The organism is Streptococcus sp. UMB0029 (assembly GCF_002871495.1).
GTDB lineage: Bacteria > Bacillota > Bacilli > Lactobacillales > Streptococcaceae > Streptococcus.
Genome location: NZ_PNGD01000016.1, coordinates 47653 through 66965, shown reverse-complemented (window position 1 = coordinate 66965; position 19313 = coordinate 47653). Strand labels below are relative to the sequence as shown.

Annotated in this window: 18 protein-coding genes, 2 tRNA genes and 1 pseudogene; 6 read left to right on the top strand and 15 right to left on the bottom strand. The window is 37.8% G+C overall.

Annotation, left to right across the window (positions count from 1 at the left end; genetic code table 11):
- Nucleotides 1-429, top strand: a 429-nt coding sequence (locus tag CJ239_RS10530; RefSeq protein WP_142367009.1) for a transposase, incomplete at its 5' end; no start/stop codon positions are given.
- A gap of 254 nt (nt 430-683) precedes the next feature.
- Here the strand turns inward: CJ239_RS10530 and CJ239_RS10525 are convergent.
- The gene (locus tag CJ239_RS10525; RefSeq protein WP_180958271.1) at nt 684-3374 is read right to left on the bottom strand and encodes an SEC10/PgrA surface exclusion domain-containing protein; all 2691 of its coding nucleotides are present in this window, start codon (nt 3372-3374) and stop codon (nt 684-686) included.
- 207 nt (nt 3375-3581) lie between these two features.
- Between CJ239_RS10525 and CJ239_RS10520 the strand changes: the two genes are divergently transcribed.
- Complete coding sequence (locus CJ239_RS10520; protein WP_000835676.1) at nt 3582-3929, top strand: helix-turn-helix domain-containing protein; 348 nt, start codon at nt 3582-3584, stop codon at nt 3927-3929.
- Between the two features lie 31 nt (nt 3930-3960).
- On the opposite strand, the gene CJ239_RS10515 is transcribed toward CJ239_RS10520, so the two are convergent.
- A complete protein-coding gene (locus CJ239_RS10515; RefSeq protein ID WP_102211523.1) occupies nt 3961-4545 on the bottom strand; it encodes a hypothetical protein in 585 nt (194 codons plus the stop codon).
- A 184-nt stretch (nt 4546-4729) separates the two neighbouring features.
- Between CJ239_RS10515 and CJ239_RS10510 the strand changes: the two genes are divergently transcribed.
- From CJ239_RS10510 to CJ239_RS10495, 4 genes are all read left to right on the top strand, one after another.
- Nucleotides 4730-5089 carry a hypothetical protein gene (locus CJ239_RS10510; RefSeq protein WP_102211522.1) on the top strand — a complete coding sequence of 120 codons (360 nt, stop codon included), beginning with the start codon at nt 4730-4732 and terminating at the stop codon, nt 5087-5089.
- Nucleotides 5090-5092: 3 nt separating this feature from the next.
- A complete protein-coding gene (locus CJ239_RS10505; protein ID WP_102211521.1) occupies nt 5093-6265 on the top strand; it encodes a cell division protein FtsK in 1173 nt (390 codons plus the stop codon).
- Nucleotides 6262-6846, top strand: coding sequence for a hypothetical protein (locus CJ239_RS10500; protein WP_102211520.1), 585 nt, complete (start codon nt 6262-6264; stop codon nt 6844-6846). The genes CJ239_RS10505 and CJ239_RS10500 overlap by 4 nt, the downstream gene beginning before the upstream one ends.
- 169 nt (nt 6847-7015) lie before the next feature.
- Complete coding sequence (locus tag CJ239_RS10495) at nt 7016-7366, top strand: tyrosine-type recombinase/integrase (protein WP_257994542.1); 351 nt, start codon at nt 7016-7018, stop codon at nt 7364-7366.
- 271 nt (nt 7367-7637) lie between these two features.
- Here CJ239_RS10495 and sufB read toward each other — a convergent pair whose 3' ends face one another.
- The 13 genes and pseudogenes from sufB to CJ239_RS10430 form a co-directional block, all read right to left on the bottom strand.
- The gene (sufB, locus tag CJ239_RS10490) at nt 7638-9050 is read right to left on the bottom strand and encodes a Fe-S cluster assembly protein SufB (RefSeq protein ID WP_042901122.1); all 1413 of its coding nucleotides are present in this window, start codon (nt 9048-9050) and stop codon (nt 7638-7640) included.
- Between the two features lie 60 nt (nt 9051-9110).
- Nucleotides 9111-9548, bottom strand: coding sequence for a Fe-S cluster assembly sulfur transfer protein SufU (sufU, locus tag CJ239_RS10485; RefSeq protein ID WP_061864082.1), 438 nt, complete (start codon nt 9546-9548; stop codon nt 9111-9113).
- The gene (locus CJ239_RS10480) at nt 9535-10761 is read right to left on the bottom strand and encodes a cysteine desulfurase (RefSeq protein WP_102211519.1); all 1227 of its coding nucleotides are present in this window, start codon (nt 10759-10761) and stop codon (nt 9535-9537) included. The genes sufU and CJ239_RS10480 overlap by 14 nt, the downstream gene beginning before the upstream one ends.
- 10 nt (nt 10762-10771) lie before the next feature.
- Nucleotides 10772-12034, bottom strand: coding sequence for a Fe-S cluster assembly protein SufD (sufD, locus tag CJ239_RS10475; protein WP_102211518.1), 1263 nt, complete (start codon nt 12032-12034; stop codon nt 10772-10774).
- A 27-nt stretch (nt 12035-12061) separates the two neighbouring features.
- Nucleotides 12062-12832: a Fe-S cluster assembly ATPase SufC gene (gene sufC, locus CJ239_RS10470; RefSeq protein WP_000114489.1), complete on the bottom strand. Its 771-nt coding sequence runs from the start codon at nt 12830-12832 to the stop codon at nt 12062-12064.
- Nucleotides 12833-12982: 150 nt separating this feature from the next.
- A pseudogene (locus CJ239_RS10465) lies at nt 12983-13176 on the bottom strand (DUF3272 domain-containing protein).
- A gap of 27 nt (nt 13177-13203) precedes the next feature.
- On the bottom strand, nt 13204-14859 hold the full coding sequence (gene dnaX / locus CJ239_RS10460; RefSeq protein WP_102211517.1) for a DNA polymerase III subunit gamma/tau: 1656 nt from the start codon (nt 14857-14859) through the stop codon (nt 13204-13206).
- Nucleotides 14859-15356, bottom strand: coding sequence for a GAF domain-containing protein (locus tag CJ239_RS10455; RefSeq protein WP_102211516.1), 498 nt, complete (start codon nt 15354-15356; stop codon nt 14859-14861). The genes dnaX and CJ239_RS10455 overlap by 1 nt, the downstream gene beginning before the upstream one ends.
- Nucleotides 15357-15441: 85 nt before the next feature.
- Nucleotides 15442-16644 (bottom strand): 30S ribosomal protein S1, encoded by a 1203-nt coding sequence (gene rpsA, locus CJ239_RS10450; protein WP_001001632.1) that lies wholly within the window; start codon nt 16642-16644, stop codon nt 15442-15444.
- A 161-nt stretch (nt 16645-16805) separates the two neighbouring features.
- Nucleotides 16806-16877 (bottom strand) — tRNA-Gln (locus tag CJ239_RS10445).
- Nucleotides 16878-16886: 9 nt separating this feature from the next.
- Nucleotides 16887-16967 (bottom strand) — tRNA-Tyr (locus CJ239_RS10440).
- Nucleotides 16968-17016: 49 nt separating this feature from the next.
- Nucleotides 17017-17247, bottom strand: a complete 231-nt coding sequence (locus CJ239_RS10435) for a DUF2969 domain-containing protein (protein WP_102211515.1) — start codon at nt 17245-17247, stop codon at nt 17017-17019.
- Between the two features lie 98 nt (nt 17248-17345).
- Nucleotides 17346-19313: a peptide ABC transporter substrate-binding protein gene (locus tag CJ239_RS10430; RefSeq protein WP_102211514.1), complete on the bottom strand. Its 1968-nt coding sequence runs from the start codon at nt 19311-19313 to the stop codon at nt 17346-17348.

Genomic DNA, 19313 nt, shown 5'->3' with positions numbered 1-19313 from the left:
CGGAAACTCAGTGAGAAACGTTTTTATCGCCCTACTTTTCGTATGCACTTAACAAATAAAGAGATTCTAGACAAGATTTTTAGCTATTCAGAAGACTTAAAACACCACTATAATCTCTATCAGCTCTTACTTTTTCACTTTCAGAATAAGGAAGCTGACAAATTTTTCGGACTCATTAAGGACAATCTTAAGCTGGTTCATCCTCTTTTTCAGACTGTCTTTAAAACCTTTTTCAAGGACAAAGAGAAAATCGTCAATGCCCTTCAGTTACCCTATTCCAACGCAAAATTGGAAGCGACGAATAATCTCATCAAACTTATCAAACGCAATGCCTTTGGTTTTCGAAACTTTGAAAACTTCAAAAAACGGATTTTTATCGCTCTGAACATCAAAAAAGAAAGGACGAAATTTGTCCTTTCTCGATCATAGCTTTTCTTCAACCCACTACAGTTTTATCTTAGTTAAAATAAGTTAGAATATGTAAGTGAATATCAGATATACCAAGACATCGTCACCATCTAAAGTATATTCAAAATACAAAAGTTGACCAAAGGTTGACCAACTATATTTCTGGATATCCTTATATATTCATTCTCAAAATTGGTTTAAATAGCGTAGTCTTTTAAACTAATTTTGAGAATCCAAAAAATCTTCCTATTTAATAAGAAGATTTTTTTATTATTCTAATTCTTTCTACGTACTGTTACGAGTCCAAATACTCCAAGAATTGCACCTAGTACCAACATTGCAACACTTGATGACTCGCCTGTATCTGGTAATGATTTTGCACGTTCTACTCGTGAATATGTCACTTTTTCATCTGCACCTGATTTCACGTCTGGAGCTGAATATGTTTGTTGTTTATCTTTTGTTTGTTCTTTATCTTTCACAACAACATCTTCTTTATCATCCAAAGCAACATCTTTACCTGATTGTGAAGCTGTCTTTGTTTTATCAACATTTTTTTCAGTATTTTCTGTAGGTAAAGTATTAGAATTTGAGTCTACAGCCACAACAGTTCCATCTGGTAGAGTTGCGACTACATTTTCTTTAGCTTTGTTTTCTAAGTCTAGCAACTTATCAAACTCTTCTTGGATTTCAGCTAATTTAGCTTGTTCAGCTTTCAATTTAGTTGTAATTGCGTCCAATTTATCTTGTGCCAATTTTGCAGTAGATTTTGCTTGTGCTAATTTTGCTTCTAAATCAGCTACTTTTGCTTGCGCATCTGCAAGATTCTTATCTGCGTTTAGATAAGCACTCAATTCTGTCGCAATTGCTTTAGCATCTGACACCAATTGGTCTTTTTCTGCATGGAGTTTTGCTTGTTCCGCTTGAAGTGCAGTCAACTTGTTTTCTTCTGCTTGTAATTTTGCTTGCGCACTTGTAAGAGCAGTTTCAGCATCTTTTTGAGCCGTTTTAGCTGTAGCTAGTTCAGCTTTAGCTGTTTCAAGAGCAGTTTGTTTTTCTGCTTGGCTTCTTGAGAAGTTTTCAACAGCTTTTTCAGCAGTTGCTTTACGTTCTTGTGCATTTTTCAAAGCAAGATTTGCTAATTGCAAGTTCTTTTCAGCAACTTCTGTTTGAATTGGACTAGCTGTTTTACTTGCCAATTCTTTTTCAGCGTCTGTTTTAGCTTCAAGTGCAGAAGCATATTTACGTGAAGCTGATGCTAATTCTGCTTTAGCATTTGTAAGAGCAGTTTGAGCTTGACTGTTTTGTTTTTGTGCTTCAGCTAGTTTTGCTTCAAGTTGGGCAAGTTCATTTGATTTAGAAACTGGAGTTCCTTCATTTGAAAATGCTGTAATCATGTAATGACGACCATTGATATTAGCTACATCAATACCAACATATTTTGCAAAGTTTAGGTTTGCATAAAGGTGTCCCCATGGGTGACGTTTATCTGCATTTGAAACTCCATCAAGATATGTTGTGAACATCAGATTATTGTATACAGCTTGTTTTAGTTCATACATATTTGAAATATCAGAACGCATTGAAGCAACGTTTTCAACAGCATTAGGTACGTGACCATGAACCATTGGGTCTAATCCACGTTTTTCATATTTTTCAGCTTGTGTTGACGCTAAAGTAACAGCTTCTTTAGTTGTTCCTGTTTCTGATTGTACGTTGAATGAATCTTTAAATGCATTTCTGATTTGTTTCAATCCATTGACGTAAAATTCTGAGATTTCAAGTTTTTGAGCATCTGTCAAATTGTCAATATCAACTGGACGGTTTTGATCAGCGTTATCATATTTAACGTTAGCATTTGATTTTTTAGTAATATCAGCTACAGATGTGAGAATCAAATCATCTAAATCATATTTGATTGCATTGTTTTTATTAGCTTTTTCTAGTTTTAATAGTTGTCCAAATGTTACAACATTTGAAGACACACCAGCTGATTTTAATACATCTGCTGAAAATCCATTATACACGTTTGATGGAATAGTGAATGTTGGATTTGGAATGTTCATTCCTTCAGATTTATTTAATTTAGCTTTTTCTGCATCCAAGGCAGTTTGGGCTTCTTTTTCTTTAGACGCTGTAGCATCTGCTTTTTCTTGGATAGAATCCACTTTGTTTTGGTCTGCGTCCATCATTTCTTTAGCTAGTTTCAAGGCGTCATTTTTGACATTCACATTGTTTGTAGCTTGTTTGATGGCTTCTGCGCGGTTGCTATCTGCTTTCTTAGCGGTTTCGACAGCTGTTGTTGCGCTTGAGATATTAGCATTTGCTTGTTCAATATCTTTTTCAGCTTGGGCAAGTGAGGCTTTTGCTTCACCAAGTCCTGAACCATTTAGCGCGTCTTCAGCTGATTTTACATTCGCTTCTTTAGCGGTTACTGTTTTATCCGCTTCAGCTTTCTTACTTGTTGCGCTTGCAACGTTAGCTGTTTCAGTTGCTACAGTTTCAGTTTGAGCTTTAATCGCTTCAGTAGACGCTTCAGTTGCTTTTTGATTGGCTTCTTGAGCTTGTACATTGGCATCTTGTTTAGCTTTTGTAGCTGTGATATTTTCTTCTGTAGCATTGGCTTTAACGGCTTCCGCAGACTTCAAGTCCTCTTTAGCGCTTGTCAAAGCAGTTTCGGTAGTTGTGACAGCTTTGTTAGCAGAAGTAGCTTCAGCTTTTGCTGTTTGGCTTTCAGCTTCAACTTGCTTAACAGTAGACGCTTGAGCATCAAGAGCAGGCTTGACATCAGAAGATTTCTTCACTTCTGGTTTTGCATCAGCTACAGGTTTAGAAACAAGAGTTGGTTCATTTACAGCAGTTGCATCAACTGCTGTTGTAGTAGTTGCTTCCTGAGCAAATGCAGTTCCACCAACAGACGCAAGCGCAATAGCTGTTGAAGTTGTGAGGGTTTTCAGTTTCTTCATCATTTTCTCCTTGTAAGAGCTAATAGGATTGGTTTGACTGTTAAGTCAAACCATGATATATGTAGTATATCATGCAATTTTATATATTTTATAGCACTATTTTAACACATTTTTAGTTTGTAGACAATATTTTGACAAAAATTTGTTTGTATATGGGTTATTTTACAGTTGTCTTCCTTGTATCATGGTATTGAAACGAGGTAGCTTATGAAATCAATTCACTTACAAAAGTATATCGGACAACGAATACGAATCATACGTAAAGAAAAAAATTTAAGTCAGCAAAATCTCAGCGAAAAAGCTGGTGTAGGCATAGATTATATTTCCAACCTTGAAACCAAGGGGTCAAATATAAAGATTGATACACTAGAAAAGATTATCACAGCTCTTAATATCACACCATCAGAGCTATTTGAAAGCCGTATAACCCCCAAAAACCCACATCTAGAGTTATTAGCTGACCAATTAACTCAACTTCCACAAACGAGTCAAGAACAGCTTTTAGAAGCCTTCCAATTACTAATAAAAACCGTGAAAGAAAAACCAAACCGCTAAGAAAGAATCCTAGCGGTTATTTTTTATTCATTTATTTTCTTTCCTTATAATATGCAGATTTATTGTGAGACGAATAACGCTCCTTCGCCCTGTAATATTCAAAACTAGATTCTCTATCATCATTAACACCAACAATGGTTAAAATATCGCTATCTTTTTGCCATTGTTCAACATCAATGGGAGTAAAAAATTTTTCAAATAAAGCTGTTAGCATAACATCTCGAATCTCTTCTTTTGAGATAGACCCAGCCCATGACCTAAAAACAGCTTTTTCATACATATCCTTTAGTTCATCTTCTGTTGGTTCTTCAAAATAGTTTTCACTGTCTATGTTGCTTTTATAATCTTTGAACTTATCAAAATCAAATCCGCTCTTCTTAACTAAATATCGTTCACACCGTTTCTCTAATCTATCAAGAATTTCATAATTGAATACCTTTGTTCTATTTCTACCAAAAGTTTTAGAATTAGCTTTTTCCCACTCGCCCATAGCTTCCAGTTCTCTAACAAATTTTATACGTAATTTTTTTTGAATATCTTTTGTTTCCTCAATTTGATACTTTTGTATCATGTCATCCATAAAATCAGATAATCGTTTTAGTTTTAAATTAGTCATTTTTTATTCCTTAACACTTTCTAATGTATATCGTACACATAAATTATATATCGTAAATGTTGATTTGTCAAATTTAAAATACACATTTTGTAGATTTTCGAAAAAATTATTGCTAGAATAGACTCATAAAGTTACTGCTCTCGTAGCAAAACTTTAAAATACTTTTTAACAAAGGGGGCCAATTATGGCATTTTTTAAACGCACAAATGGCTACAGTGCTAGCCTAGCAGAACAAGCTCTTTCAGATGAAGTTGTAAAATTGGTTGGTAAACAACTTGAGATTCAATATGAATTTGAAAAATCGGGCGAAATTGTCAACGGTAAAGAAAAAATGAAACGTACAGATAACATTCAAGGCTATCAAGTTTACGTTGCAAGTGATAATCACAATCCTTTTAAGGTCAAGTTTTTACCAGAAAATAAGCCAAATTTATCAAAATTCGAAATCGGAGATATTGTTGAATTTGAAGATTTAGAAGCTTTTGAAAACCAGTACGGACAACTTTATTTCAGGGCAAAAGATATTAAGAAGAAAGGAAAATAATGCATGGCTTTTTTAATGAATAAAAGCCAAAATCAGAAAGTATCAGAAGCGGTTGTTTCTGACACTACTGAATTTGGTAAAAACAAATTCGAATTAGAACAATTTATTTTGAGAAATTTGAATAACGCTCTCAATATTAATGATGAATCATCTTATTTAAATTCATTTGATATTAAGGTCGCAAGCAATGATTCTGGCGTTTTTTACGTCCCAAACCTCCCGATTTCATATTCTTTAAGCAAAAAACTTTACTTTGATATTTTTGCAATTTGTGCTGGCATACTCTACCCATTCAAGACTCTCTTACCACAGAATAATGCTTTTTTTGTTCCTTATGATACAAAAAATGAAAATCAAGCACGTGCATTTTTCTTTCCTTGGGTTGATGGGATTCCAACTCGGTTAAAGATTGATAATCTTTCATCTTTTATTAAAAAGAACGTGTCAGAAAATACTCTCCCAATTATGGCTAACAATATTTGTAATATTCCAATGAAAGCGGTGACAAGTTTGGCGGTGAGTGGAGCATCTGGTACAGGAAAGACTCATTTCTTACGTTATTTGATTAGTTGTCTAAAATCTTTCACAAATCAAATTATTTGCGTCGACCCTAAAATCGCTGATGTTTACTTACTAAGTAAGGAATTAGGTTTAGAAGTATTAGCACCAACACATGGTTCAAACTTAAACAGTTTTATTACAGAGGTCAATGAATTGTTGGGTCGAATCATTAATAAGATATATGAACGGCAAAAAATATTATTAACAAATCCAAAAACTCAGTTTGAACGCATTTATATTGTTATTGATGAACTGTTGGCACTTGTTCAGGGGAGCTCTAAGCAGTCTCGTGAATCATTTGGGCAATTACTTGGGACGATTGCTCTTCTCGGCCGTCAGACCTCCATCTCACTCATTTTATGTAGCCAACGCTTTGATGCAACTGCATTTGGCGGTAATACAGCAGTACGTGAACAAATTAACTGTATCTTTATTTTAGGTGAGATAAATGCGAATACTTGTCAGTTTTTATTGCCCAACATCAATGTTGATAATATTGTAGTCCCACCTGGTATTGGTACAGGTATAGTCAAGTTTACAGATAGTGAACATCGAACGCATATTATGCCACTTCTAACCCCCTCTTATAACATCAGGAAGGAAGAAATCACATGAAGAAATACTTTAATAAATATAATGTAGTTAATTTTACAATTTTTGTTTCTATTATATTTTTTATTTTAGAGCGTTTGGCTACATTTATCATTTTTCAAATACATCTAGAAACATTTTTTTATTTTATTGTTTTTATATCAGTACTACGTTTAATTTCGAGTGTATCATTTATATTATTACTATTTATAATTAATATCGATTTTGCATTTAGAAATGCTGAATTTGATTATTTCAGAAATAGCATTAAGTCATATGTTGCGACGTGGCAAATGAGACGATTTTGTAGGCAGATAAATGTAGAGCCAACTTTGGAAGAATCTTCTCGCTACAGCAATTCAAAACAGGAAATTATCAGAAAAGCGAATCGTTCACTGTTATCATTAACTGTTGTTTACTATGAACAAAAAGCTGTTGCAAAATGGACTTTTCCAGCTAATTGTGAAAGTTATAATATTATGGAAGAATTATTGGCACAGACAAAAAGAGAATTAAATCAGTTAGACAGTAGTTATTTATTTAATGATTTCATTAGATTAGAAAATAGTAGAACATTTATATCAACAGCATTTAGAAAAAAATAAAGGTGCGGTGTACTGCTACTGCAGGTAAGCAAGTACACCAGCACCAAAATATTTACACAATCCATGTCTAATGAATAAGAATTTTTTGTTGTGATGTGTCAAATAAATATGATGTTTGTTTGGATGTGGATGCACAGTTTTCTCCGTCGATTCAGAAACATTGAATGTTTTGAATCAATTAAAAGAGATTCAAAGTAGAGATATTGAACAAACAAATATTAAAAATAAAGAAAATCATATCTTTTTCGATTTGTATACTATCGTTCCAAGTAATCACGAAGTGAATAAGCGTTTAAGAGAACATCTCAAGAAGTTGAAACTCAAACCACTCGATTTATCAGCTACAGGTATTAGGCACACATACGCAAGTATTATGTTAGGTTATGGAATCGATATCTGGGTTATAGCTTCAAATATGGGACATAAAGATATTACACAAATAACTCAAACATATGGTCATTTAATCAAGGAAAAAGAAGAATCAGAAAACAAACGTGTTAGGGAGTTTTTAAGTCAATAATTTTTTCTAACAAAAGTTGACCAAAAATTGACCAAATTCAAAAAAGACCTTGAAAAATCAAGGTCTAAGACTATTATATCAACCCACTACAGTTGACAAAGAGCCTTTTTTTGTTACAAGTTCATCTTCAAAGTTCTTGATTTTGGGTAAATCTAATACTCAATGAAAATCAAAAAGCAAACTAGGAAGCTAGCCGCAGACAGTACTTGAGTACGGCAAGGCGAAGTTGACGTGGTTTGAATTTGATTTTCGAAGAGTATAAAATCAAGTTTTACCCAACTGATCCTTCCATTTCATAGCTGATCAAGCGGTTCAGCTCAACTGCATATTCCATTGGAAGCTCTTTTGTAAATGGTTCTACAAATCCCATAACAATCATCTCAGTTGCCTCAGATTCTGACAATCCACGGCTCATGAGGTAATAGAGTTGCTCTTCTGAAATCTTAGATACCTTAGCTTCGTGTTCCAAAGCGACTTGTGAGTTGTGAATTTCATTAAACGGAATGGTATCTGATGCTGACAAGTCATCCATGATAATGGTGTCACACTCAATGTGAGAAACAGATTTCTTAGAGTTCTTGTTAAAGGTTACTTGTCCACGATAGTCAACCTTTCCTCCACCTTTAGCGATTGATTTAGACACGATAGACGAGCTTGTATGTGGAGCGTTGTGAATCATCTTAGCACCAGTGTCCTGGTGTTGTCCTGCATTAGCAAAGGCAATAGAAAGCATAGTACCACGCGCTCCTTCTCCATCAAGGTAAACAGATGGGTATTTCATAGTCGTTTTGGCACCCAAGTTCCCATCAATCCACTCAACAGTAGCATCCTTTTGAGCTTTAGCACGTTTGGTTACCAAGTTATAGACGTTATCAGACCAGTTTTGGATGGTTGTATAACGCATATAAGCACCATCCAAGGCAAAAATTTCTACGATGGCAGCATGCAAACTGTTACTTGAATAAGTTGGCGCTGTACATCCTTCTACGTAGTGGACACTTGCTCCCTCATCAACGATAATCAAGGTACGTTCAAACTGACCAGTATTCTCGTTGTTGATACGGAAGTAAGTTTGAAGTGGAATATCCACTTTGACCCCTTTTGGTACGTAGATAAAGGTTCCACCTGACCATACTGCTGAGTTAAGGGCAGCCAACTTATTATCTGTCGGCGGTACCAACTTAGCGAAGTATTGTTTAAACAAGTCTGGGTATTCCTTGAGGGCAGAATCCGTATCTGTAAAGACAATCCCCAATTTTTGGAACTCTTCCTTCATATTGTGGTAAACCACCTCTGACTCGTACTGGGCAGAGGCACCAGCTAGATAAGCACGCTCAGCTTCTGGAATCCCGATACGTTCAAAGGTTTCTTTAATTTTTTCAGGAACATCATCCCAAGAACGGGCTGGTTTATCAGATGGTTTTTGGTAGTAGATCAAGTCATCAAAGTCAATCTCTGACAAATCTGCTCCCCAAGTTTGCATGGGCATTTTTTTAAAGGTTTCATAAGACTTCAAACGGAACTCTAACATCCACTCAGGTTCTCCCTTTGCAGCTGATAGCTCACGAATGACATCTTCATTCAATCCTTTTCCTGTCGATAGGACAGGCTCTACATCATCATGGAAACCAAATTTATATTCACCAAGGTCAATTGGTTTTGGTTCTACTCTTTCTTCAGCCATAATATCCTTTCTTTCATTCTTCATTTCTACTGATTCATAAGACAAAAGAAACTTGTCTTACTAATTTTCTTGATTTTCAATTGTTTTCTTCAGGGCATTCCAAGCTAGGGTTGCACACTTAATTCGTTGAGGGAATTTAGCAACACCTGACAAGAAGGCTGCATCTCCAAGACTATCTTGTCTGTCATCTTTTTGCCCTTGAACCATTTCAGAAAAAATAGTCGCAAGTTCTAAAATTTCTTGTTTGGTTTTTCCTAAAACTGCGTCCGTCATCATACTAGCAGAGGCAGTTGAGATGGTACAGCCTGAGTTTAGAAAAGCGATATCCTCCAAACGATTCTCTGCATCAAACTTGACAGAGAGATTGATGACATCCCCACAGGTTGGATTGTTGAGACTGATTTGTTCAGCGTCTTCTAACTTTCCTTGGTGATGTGGATTTTTCGAATGGTCTGCTACCACTGCCATATAAAGGCTATCTAGTTTAGAAAGTGCCATTGAAAAACTCCTTTGTCTTTTGTAAGGCATCGACCAACTTGTCGCAATCTGCCTTGGTATTGTAGATATAAAAACTTGCACGAGCTGTTGCTGGAACTTCCAAATACTGAAGCAAGGGTTGCGCACAGTGGTGACCTGCTCGAACAGCCACTCCTTCATAATCCAAAGCAGTCGCAAGGTCGTGAGGATGAAGGTCGCCTAGGTTAAAAGCAATGACACCTGAACGTTGAGCCAAGTTCTGCGAACCATAAATGGTCAATCCTTCAATCGCCTGCAGTTTCGGATAGACGTATGAAATCAATTCCTGCTCATGAGCTTCAATGGCATCCATACCAATCTTTTCCAGATAATCCACTGCTGCTGCAAGTCCAATAGCACCTGCCATATTGGGCGTTCCAGCCTCAAATTTCCAAGGCAATTCTTTCCAACTAGCAGATTGCTCATAGACGAAATCAATCATCTCACCGCCAAATTCAACTGGTGACATTTGTTCCAGATACTTCTCTTTGCCGTAAAGGACACCAATACCAGTTGGACCCGCCATCTTGTGACCTGAAAAGGCGAAGAAGTCCACATCCAAGTCCTGAACATCAATCTTCATATGGGGTGTAGATTGAGCACCATCTACCACCATGATTGCTCCAACTTGGTGGGCCATTTGAGTAATTTCCTTAATTGGATTGATCACTCCAAGAACATTAGAGGCATGAGCTAGCGAAACAAACTTGACATTGTCCGTCAATTTAGCTCGCAAGTCATCCATATCCAAGTCACCGTCCTTGAGATAAACATAGACCAGCTCTGCTCCAGTCTTGCGACAGGCTTCCTGCCAAGGAATAATATTGGAATGGTGTTCCATGATAGAAATCAAGACCTGGTCTCCCTCAGTCAGGATTTCCTCAGCAAAGCGCGCCACCCAGTTAAGACTGGTTGTCGTTCCTCTAGTAAAGAGAACTTCCTTTGTAGAGCCTGCATTGATAAACTTACGAATGGTTTCACGGGCAGCTTCATAAGATGCTGTCGCCCTTTCAGCCAAGGTATGAACGCCACGATGAACATTGGCATTGTCGTTCTCATAGTAGCGGTTAATCGTCTCCAGAACTGCTAGTGGTTTTTGTGTCGTCGCAGCATTGTCCAGATAGACCAGAGGTTCATCGTTAACAATCTGGTCTAAAATCGGAAAATCCTTGCGAATCGCTTCTACATCTATCATAGGCTACCCCTTAGCGTTTTGACAATTTTTCTTCAATAGTTGCAATCATTTCATCACGAACTTCTTTGACTGGTATCTCAACGATAACAGATCCAAGGAAACCACGAACAACCAAGCGTTCTGCAGTTGCCTTATCCAGACCACGGCTCATGAGGTAGTACATATCTTCTGGATCCACCTGACCGATAGAAGCCGCGTGTCCTGCAGTTACGTCATTTTCATCAATCAAAAGAATTGGATTGGCATCTGAACGCGCTTGGTCTGAAAGCATAAGAACACGGCTCTCTTGTTGCGCATCTGCTCCCTTAGCACCCTTGATGATATGACCGATACCATTGAAGGTCAAGGTTGCTTTTTCAAGAATAACCCCATGTTGGAGAATATTTCCGATAGAATTGCAACCATAGTTTGTTACTCGGGTATCAATCCCTTGTACCTGACGGCCACTTGAAAGAGCTACAACTTTAAGGTCAGCATGGCTACCATTTCCAATCAGGTCACTATCAAAGTCAGCAACGACGTTTCCTTCGTTCATGACACCAATCGCCCAGTCAATGCTTGCATCGTTGCCTAATTTACCACGACGGCTAATGTAAGCAGTGACGTTTTCACCTAGACGGTCAATCGCAGCAAACTTCACTTGAGCACCAGAACGTGCAATTACTTCTACTGTGATATTAGCAGTTGCTTTGGCACTTCCTTCACCGCGTGACTCTAAACGTTCCAGATAACTAATCTTAGAATTTTTACCAGCGATAATCATAATATGCTTGTTAAACGGCACATCACTATCGCTGTCTTGATAGAAAATTCCTTCGATTGGTTCTTTAATCTCAACATTATCAGGAATGTAGAGAACAGCACCACTGTTGAAATAAGCTGTATGGTAGGCTGCCAACTTGTCATCGTCATACTTAACAGATGACATGAAGAATTCCTCAATAAGCTCTGGAATTTCTTCTAAAGCTGAGTGGAAGTCTGTAAAGACGACACCCTGTTCAGCCAAGTCAACTGGAATTTGCTCAAAAACAGTTTGAGTTCCTACTTGAACCAATTTCAAGTGGTTATCTAGTGCAGTGAAATCTGGAACATTTGCTGATGGCTCACTTTCTATAATCGTTCCATCACCCAGATTCCAACGGTGGAATTTGACACGCTCAATAACTGGTAATTCTAAACTCTCAATCTTATCAAAAGCTTTTTGACGGAGGTCAGCCAACCAGCTTGGTTCAGCGTGCATTTCTGAAAAAAGTTTAATATTTTCTTTAGTCATTTACTTCTCCTAAAAGATACGAGGGAATTACAATTCTTCCTTGTAGTCGTAGCCAAGTTCTTCAGCTAGTTTTGCGTATCCTTCACGTTCCAAACGCGCAGCCAATTCTGGACCACCAGAAAGGACAACACGACCTTCCATCATGACGTGTACCACATCAGGTGTGATGTAGTTCAAAAGACGTTGGTAGTGAGTGATAATCATAGCACCAAAGCCTTCCCCACGCATGGCATTCACACCTTTAGACACAACTTTAAGGGCATCAATATCAAGACCAGAGTCAATCTCGTCCAAAAGGGCAAATGTTGGTTCCAACATCAAGAGTTGAAGAATTTCATTACGTTTTTTCTCACCACCAGAGAAACCTTCGTTGAGGTAACGCTCAGCCATTTCTTCTTTCATGTTGAGCAATTCCATCTTCTCATCCAATTTAGTGATAAACTCACGAACTGAAATCTTCTCATCGTCTTCTTTACCAGCATTCATGGCTGCACGAAGAAACTCAGCGTTAGTAATTCCAGGAATTTCTGATGGGTATTGCATAGCAAGGAAAAGTCCCATACGCGCACGCTCGTCTACTTCCAATTCAAGAATGTTGACGCCGTCAAACAAGACTTCACCTTTGGTAACTTCATAGTTTGGATTTCCCATGATAGCGGCAGAGAGAGTCGATTTACCCGTACCATTTGGCCCCATGATAGCGGCTATTTCACCTGTTTTCAGGGTCAGGTTAACCCCTTTTAAAATTTCTTTTCCTTCAATCTCAACGTGAAGATCTTTGATCTCTAATACTGACATGATAGTTCCTTTCTTTTTCAAGGCCTTTACAATACTTACTAGAAACATACTTGATTTCCCTAGAAAACACGGTAAAAGGTCAATAAATATACTTTTATAGTATAACAAAAAAAAGCCTAAAAGGCTTTGATTTTGTCTAGAAGCTGAGGACTAGTCTTTTCCTTTCAAGTGCTGGTCAATGACATCTACTATTTTCCCCATCAAGTAACTGACTCGAAAATTTCTAAAGAGCAAAATGGCCCAAAAGGCTGCCATAATATAGCGACCAGTCATCCAGGCTTCATTAAAAAATAGGTCTCAGCAGCTGTAAACAGCGCGATGATAATAAATTGTTGTCTATTCATAAACTTATTGTATCATGAAATCTTTCTTTAGTCTTCCTCTACCTTCACTTTATCTGCCAAAAATTCAAATCCTTCTGGAATCAGGCTTTCTTCTGCTTCTTTTTCAGTTTGAGAAGATTTGGCTTTGGCTGAAAAGGCTGCGCGAACTTCTTTCCATTCTTCCATAGAAATAGCTAAAATCTCAGGTGAAAAACCTGCTGCTTGACTGAGGATATTGCCAAACATAGTGTTGAGATTGTCCCGTTTCATGGTTTGACCAGCATTGAAGTTAGACTCAAAAGCAAGAATAGCGTGGTGTTCATTGGCCGCAACTGGTTGAGATCCAACTAGCAGAGCCTTATCAGGACCTCCAAGACTTTCAATCACCTCTCCCCAGGCATTCTGTAAACGAATCAGATTTTGACGTGCTAAATCAGGATTTTCGACGGCCTCTTGTAAGATAGATTGAACTTTATTGCGATCTACACGATAGACTGTTTTGCCTGCCGCTGGACGACTAGGCGCTGGACTAGTTGGCTTGGCTACAGTTCCCACATTGGCGAGTTCTTGTTTGAGACGGGCAACTTCCTGTCTCAGCGTAGCAATTTCATTTTCAACCGCCCCTGAAAGAGCTGGTTCAGGCTCAATCTCTGCCAATCGAATAGTCATCATCTCAGCATAAATCTTGGGCTGCAAACTAGACTTAATATCTGCTAAACTGACTGTCGCCAAGCGAATCATTTCAAACAGATTTTCTTGAGGAAGTGCCAAGTTTTCTACAAAGACTGGACTATGATGAGTGTTTTCTCCACCTGTTTGAACAATTAACAAATCTCTTAAATAGTGCAAAAGATCGGTCACAAAACGAGTCATGCTCTTACCATTCTCAAAGAGAAGATTTAAGCAAGACAAGGCTTTGGGAACATCCTGTTGAGATAAGGCAGACACATAATCATCCAAGGCTGACAGACTAATAGTTCCTGTAATTTCTTCAGAGATAGCAGTCGTCAATTCATTTCCCTGTGTCAAACTCAGCGATTGATCCAAAATAGACAAGGCATCTCGCATTCCACCTTCAGCCCGTCTAGCAATGATTTCCACAGCCTCTGGTTCAGAACTGATATTTTCTTTGTCTAAGATATAGTGGATATGTTCCTTAATATCTTGTGTCTTAATTGATTTAAATTCAAAACGTTGCACACGGGATAGAATAGTCGCAGGAATCTTGTGCAATTCCGTTGTAGCTAAAATAAAGACCACATTCTGTGTTGGCTCTTCCAACGTCTTTAGGAGAGCATTAAAAGCCCCTGTAGACAACATGTGAACCTCATCTATTATATAAACCTTATAACGGGCAAGGCTAGGGGCGTAGGTAGATTTATCACGAATTTCACGGATTTCATCGACCCCATTATTAGAAGCCGCATCCATTTCAATGACATCTTCTAAACTACCATCTGTCACTGCTTGACAAATATAGCAGTTATTACAAGGTTCACCACCCACTTGATTGGGACAATTCATAGCTTTAGCAAAAATTTTAGCTACACTGGTTTTTCCCGTCCCACGAGGGCCAGAAAAAAGATAAGCATGACTTATTTTCTCTTGCTCCACCGCTTGTTTAAGAGTCTTAGCAACAACTTCTTGACCAACCAACTGGGAGAAATTTTGACTTCTATATTTTCGATAAAGTGCTTGATACATTAGGCTTTCTCCTCAAACATTGTAAAGTCCCATTCTGTCTTTTCAAGCAAAATAGCGACAAATTGTTCCAAATAATTTCGATCTATAACATCATAATCATCAATCTCTGAAGAATCCAGATCCAGAACCCCAAGTAATTGACCATTCTTTATCATCGGCACAACAATTTCACTTTTAGCACTACTATCACAAGAAATATAGTTGGGATAAGTTCTTACATCACCAACCAGAATAGTTTTCTGAAAATGAGCTGCCTCCCCACAGACACCTTTCCCAAGTGCAATACGGATGCAGGAAACACCACCTTGAAAAGGACCCAAAATCAATTCCTTTCCATCGAATAAATAAAAGCCTGCAAATACGGTATTAGGAAAGCGTGATTTTAGAAGAGCACTAGCGTTGGAAAGATTAGCCAAAACATTGGTTTCACCTTCCAATAAAAAAGAGAGCTCTTCATTTAACATTTGATAACGTGATTGTTTTTCTGATTCTAACATAGAACTATTATATCAAAAAAGGCTTACAGACAAAAGAAAAATCCCTTGTTTAGAAAACAAAGGATTTTATGAATTTTCAATTTGATTAAAGTTCGATATCACCGAACAAGTCAGCCATTGAGAATCCTGTTTGTGTTTCTGGAAGTTCGAAATCACGTTTTTCTTGACGTTTTGGACGACGTGGACGAGGAGCACGTTTTTCTTCTTTTTGTCCTTCTTCTTGAGCTGGACGCTCTTCAAGAGCTTTGATAGAAAGTGATACGCGCTCTGCATCTGCGTTAACTTCAAGAACTTTAACTTGAACTTCTTGACCAACTTTAAGAGCTTCTTTTGGATTTTCAATACGTTTGTGTGAAATTTGTGATACGTGAACAAGTCCATCGATACCTGGCAATACTTCAACAAATGCACCGAAATCAGTCAAACGTTTAACTGTTCCTTCTACTACATCACCTTTAGCCAATTTTTGCTCAACGCCATCCCATGGTCCAGGTGTTGTTGCTTTAAGTGAAAGTGATACACGTCCTTCTTCTTCGTTAAGATCAAGAATTTTTACTTCAATTTCTTCACCAACAGTTACAACTGATTTTGGTGAAACGTTACGCTCGTGTGACAATTCAGTCAAGTGAACCAATCCGTCAACACCACCAAGATCGATGAAAGCACCGAAGCTTGTGATACGAGCAACTTTACCAGTTACTACATCACCAACAGCCAATTTACCGAATACTTCAGCGCGAGCTGCTGCTGTAGCTGCTTCAACAACTTCACGACGTGAAAGGATGAAGCGGTTTTCTTTAGCGTCAACTTCTTTGATTTTAGCGTCAAATTCTTGACCTACAAAACGCTCAGTGTTACGTACGAAACGAGTATCCAACATTGAAGCTGGGATGAATCCACGAACACCTTCAAATTCTACTGAAAGTCCACCTTTAACGGCACGAGTTCCTTTAACAGTCACAACTTCTTCTTCGCGACCAACAAGTTTGTCCCATGCTTTGCGAGCTTCAAGGCGTTTTTTAGATACAAGGTATGTAACTGTATCAGTATCTTTACCAACTACTTGACGAAGTACAAGAACATCCAATACTTCTCCTACTTTAACAAAGTCATTGATATCTGCATCGCGATCGTTTGTCAATTCGCGAAGAGTCAAGACACCTTCAACACCAGTTCCAGAGATTGCAACGTTAGCTTGAGTCGCATCAACTGTCAATACTTCAGCACTAACAACATCACCAGTCTCAACTTGGCTAACGCTATTTAGCAAATCTTCAAATTCGTTCATCTAAAAAATCCTCCAACAATCAAGTTTTTCTTAAACTTGACATACTTATAATTTTTTTCCTAAGCACCCGCAAGGACATGTTTATATCGTTCACGTCTTTCAATTATAAAAATAAAATACCCTAAGATATTTTGCTTTTTATCTTGATCATTACCTAAGAACTGGGGTAGCTGGATTCGAACCAACGCATGAGGGAGTCAAAGTCCCTTGCCTTACCGCTTGGCTATACCCCATTGATGAAATGGAGAGAGAGGGATTCGAACCCCCGAACCCGAAGGAGCGGATTTACAGTCCGCCGCGTTTAGCCTCTTCGCTATCTCTCCTACAATCAACATGGACTATTATATCATGAAAATTTCAAAAAAACAAGACTTATTTTGCTAAATTATAATTTTCAATCAAAATTTCCACAGCTTTTTCTAATTTTTTATAAAAACTGTCGACATTCCCATTCTTTATAATAGCAAACTGTCCATCTAATTCGGCAATTTCTCCGATAACTTTTTTACCAATGGTCAAGGTATAACCTTCAAAACTGTCTTTTCCTACATTAACTTTGACATCTGCTACTTGAATTTCGATTTTCTTATCTTTCTTACTCATTTCATACCTCTCTTCACTTTTTCTATTTTACAAGAAAATCCAAAAACTAGCAAGAAAAAACTCTATATCATTCCGTGTCTGATATAGAGTTTTCTGCTTTATTTAATGTGTTTTTCTAGTTCTTTTTGGTACTTACCGTTTGATTCCAATTTTTCTTTTTGCCATTTTTTCAGTGCTTCTTCATATTCTTTGGTCGTAACAATATCTTTTTGCAATTTCATTCCTTTAAAGATATATGGATCACCCTTAATACCAACTTGTGAGTATGGTTTTGAGAATGGCACGACATTACTTACAACTGGAGAACCACCAGATGAGGCTGTTGGCATCAATAATGAACTATCTGTCAACCAAGCTTGAGCCTTGGCATATTTTTCATAGCGCTCTTCAAGATTCGTAGTTTCTGAATCGGCATCATCTAATAATTTCTTATACTGGTCCAAACCAACCTTAGCTACGACATCCTTGTCTTTTCCTTTAGTGATACCTAGGTGTTTCATAGCAGAACCTGATTTAGGATCCATGATAGTTAAATAAGATGCTGGGTCTTGATAACTTGGAGCCCATCCTGTACTATTCAAATCATAGTCTTTTTGGGAAGGAACACGCGCTTGTGAAGTGATTGTTTCCTTTTCATTATCTGTCATTTGAAGAACGTCGATGACAACATTTTCAGCACCAAGAGTTGATTCGATTGACTGTTTGAAAGAGTTACTTTGTTGAACGGCGATGGTATCTGTTTGTTCAACTGGAACATCTAAGTGAATTGGGAAAGTTACCCCTTTAGATTCCAAGTCTTTCTTAGCTTTTTCGAAAGCAGCTTTAGCCTTGTCAGGGTTGTAGATAAAGTCCTTACCGTCAACTAGCTCAACGCCTTTCCATTGGTCACCGTAGTTCACCAACTCTGCTTGAGCGATTTGACCAAAGTTCTTACCACCTGCTTGCACGAAGTTATCTGGAACTAAACTGTTACGAATAATCTTGTCCGCCCCATCTTCACCATTTAACTGAGCAGCATAAGAATGGCGGTTGAAGGCAAAGTTGATAGCCTGACGGAAGTCCTTATTGAGCATCGCTTCTTTTGTAGAAGTCTTTTGCTCCTCACTTGTTTTAGCAGTTTTATTGTATGACTGACGATTTACGTTAAAGGTGAAGTAATAACTACTTGAGTCCTGTGGGCTATAAGTGATTTTATCTCCGTATTGCTCTAAAGTTGAAGCAAAGTTTGAGCTACTTGGGAAGAGACGGGCTGTTGTGTAGGAACCAGAAGAGAAGCTTCGAATCAAGGATTCCTGATCAGAACCATCGTAGTAAGTCAATTTGATCTTCTCGATTTTTACCTTTTCTTTATCCCAGTAGTTTGGATTTTTCTCATATTCGATTAACGATTTAGAAGTCAAGGTCTTCAAGAAATAAGGACCATTATAGAGAATTCCCGCTGGAGTAACTGCTCCATAATCTTTACCTGATGCCTTCAGAAATTCTTCATTTACAGGTAACATCGTTGCTGTTGTAACTTTAGAATTCCAAAAACTTTCTGGTTTGTTTAGGGTATATTCAACTGTATAATCGTCCAAGGCCTTGACACCAACTGTAGAGAAATCATTGGTTTCACCAGTCATGTAGGCATCTAATCCCTTGATTGAATTCTGGATGAGAGAGACACCATCTGACTTGCCATCAGCTACGTGTTTCAATCCTGTCACAAAGTCATGGGCTGTTACTTCTGCATATTCTTCACCTTCAGAAGTGTACCATTTAACTCCTTTACGAAGTTTGTAGGTATAAGTCAAACCATCTTTTGACACAGACCAATCCTCAGCCAAGGAAGGAATAACATTTCCGTATTGGTCGTTTTCCATCAAACCATCAATAACATTTCCAATAACGTCTGTCGTCGATGTCCGAGTCGCTATACTGTAGTCCAAAGATGCTGGATCTACTGCATAGACATATGAAAATGTTGTCGGTGCATCTGCTTCTTTATCAGCTTTTCCACAAGCCACTAAAAGAGCTGTCGTGCTCAGGACTACTCCTGCTGTTAAGAGCCACTTTTTCGATTTCAT

Bases quoted from the DNA above. Each gene is read 5' to 3' on its own strand.
- CJ239_RS10525 (WP_180958271.1), bottom strand. From the start codon at position 3,374: ATGAAGAAACTGAAAACCCTCACAACTTCAACAGCTATTGCGCTTGCG.
- CJ239_RS10520 (WP_000835676.1), top strand. From the start codon at position 3,582: ATGAAATCAATTCACTTACAAAAGTATATCGGACAACGAATACGAATC.
- CJ239_RS10515 (WP_102211523.1), bottom strand. From the start codon at position 4,545: ATGACTAATTTAAAACTAAAACGATTATCTGATTTTATGGATGACATG.
- CJ239_RS10510 (WP_102211522.1), top strand. From the start codon at position 4,730: ATGGCATTTTTTAAACGCACAAATGGCTACAGTGCTAGCCTAGCAGAA.
- CJ239_RS10505 (WP_102211521.1), top strand. From the start codon at position 5,093: ATGGCTTTTTTAATGAATAAAAGCCAAAATCAGAAAGTATCAGAAGCG.
- CJ239_RS10500 (WP_102211520.1), top strand. From the start codon at position 6,262: ATGAAGAAATACTTTAATAAATATAATGTAGTTAATTTTACAATTTTT.
- sufB (WP_042901122.1), bottom strand. From the start codon at position 9,050: ATGGCTGAAGAAAGAGTAGAACCAAAACCAATTGACCTTGGTGAATAT.
- sufU (WP_061864082.1), bottom strand. From the start codon at position 9,548: ATGGCACTTTCTAAACTAGATAGCCTTTATATGGCAGTGGTAGCAGAC.
- CJ239_RS10480 (WP_102211519.1), bottom strand. From the start codon at position 10,761: ATGATAGATGTAGAAGCGATTCGCAAGGATTTTCCGATTTTAGACCAG.
- sufD (WP_102211518.1), bottom strand. From the start codon at position 12,034: ATGACTAAAGAAAATATTAAACTTTTTTCAGAAATGCACGCTGAACCA.
- sufC (WP_000114489.1), bottom strand. From the start codon at position 12,832: ATGTCAGTATTAGAGATCAAAGATCTTCACGTTGAGATTGAAGGAAAA.
- dnaX (WP_102211517.1), bottom strand. From the start codon at position 14,859: ATGTATCAAGCACTTTATCGAAAATATAGAAGTCAAAATTTCTCCCAG.
- CJ239_RS10455 (WP_102211516.1), bottom strand. From the start codon at position 15,356: ATGTTAGAATCAGAAAAACAATCACGTTATCAAATGTTAAATGAAGAG.
- rpsA (WP_001001632.1), bottom strand. From the start codon at position 16,644: ATGAACGAATTTGAAGATTTGCTAAATAGCGTTAGCCAAGTTGAGACT.
- CJ239_RS10435 (WP_102211515.1), bottom strand. From the start codon at position 17,247: ATGAGTAAGAAAGATAAGAAAATCGAAATTCAAGTAGCAGATGTCAAA.
- CJ239_RS10430 (WP_102211514.1), bottom strand. From the start codon at position 19,313: ATGAAATCGAAAAAGTGGCTCTTAACAGCAGGAGTAGTCCTGAGCACG.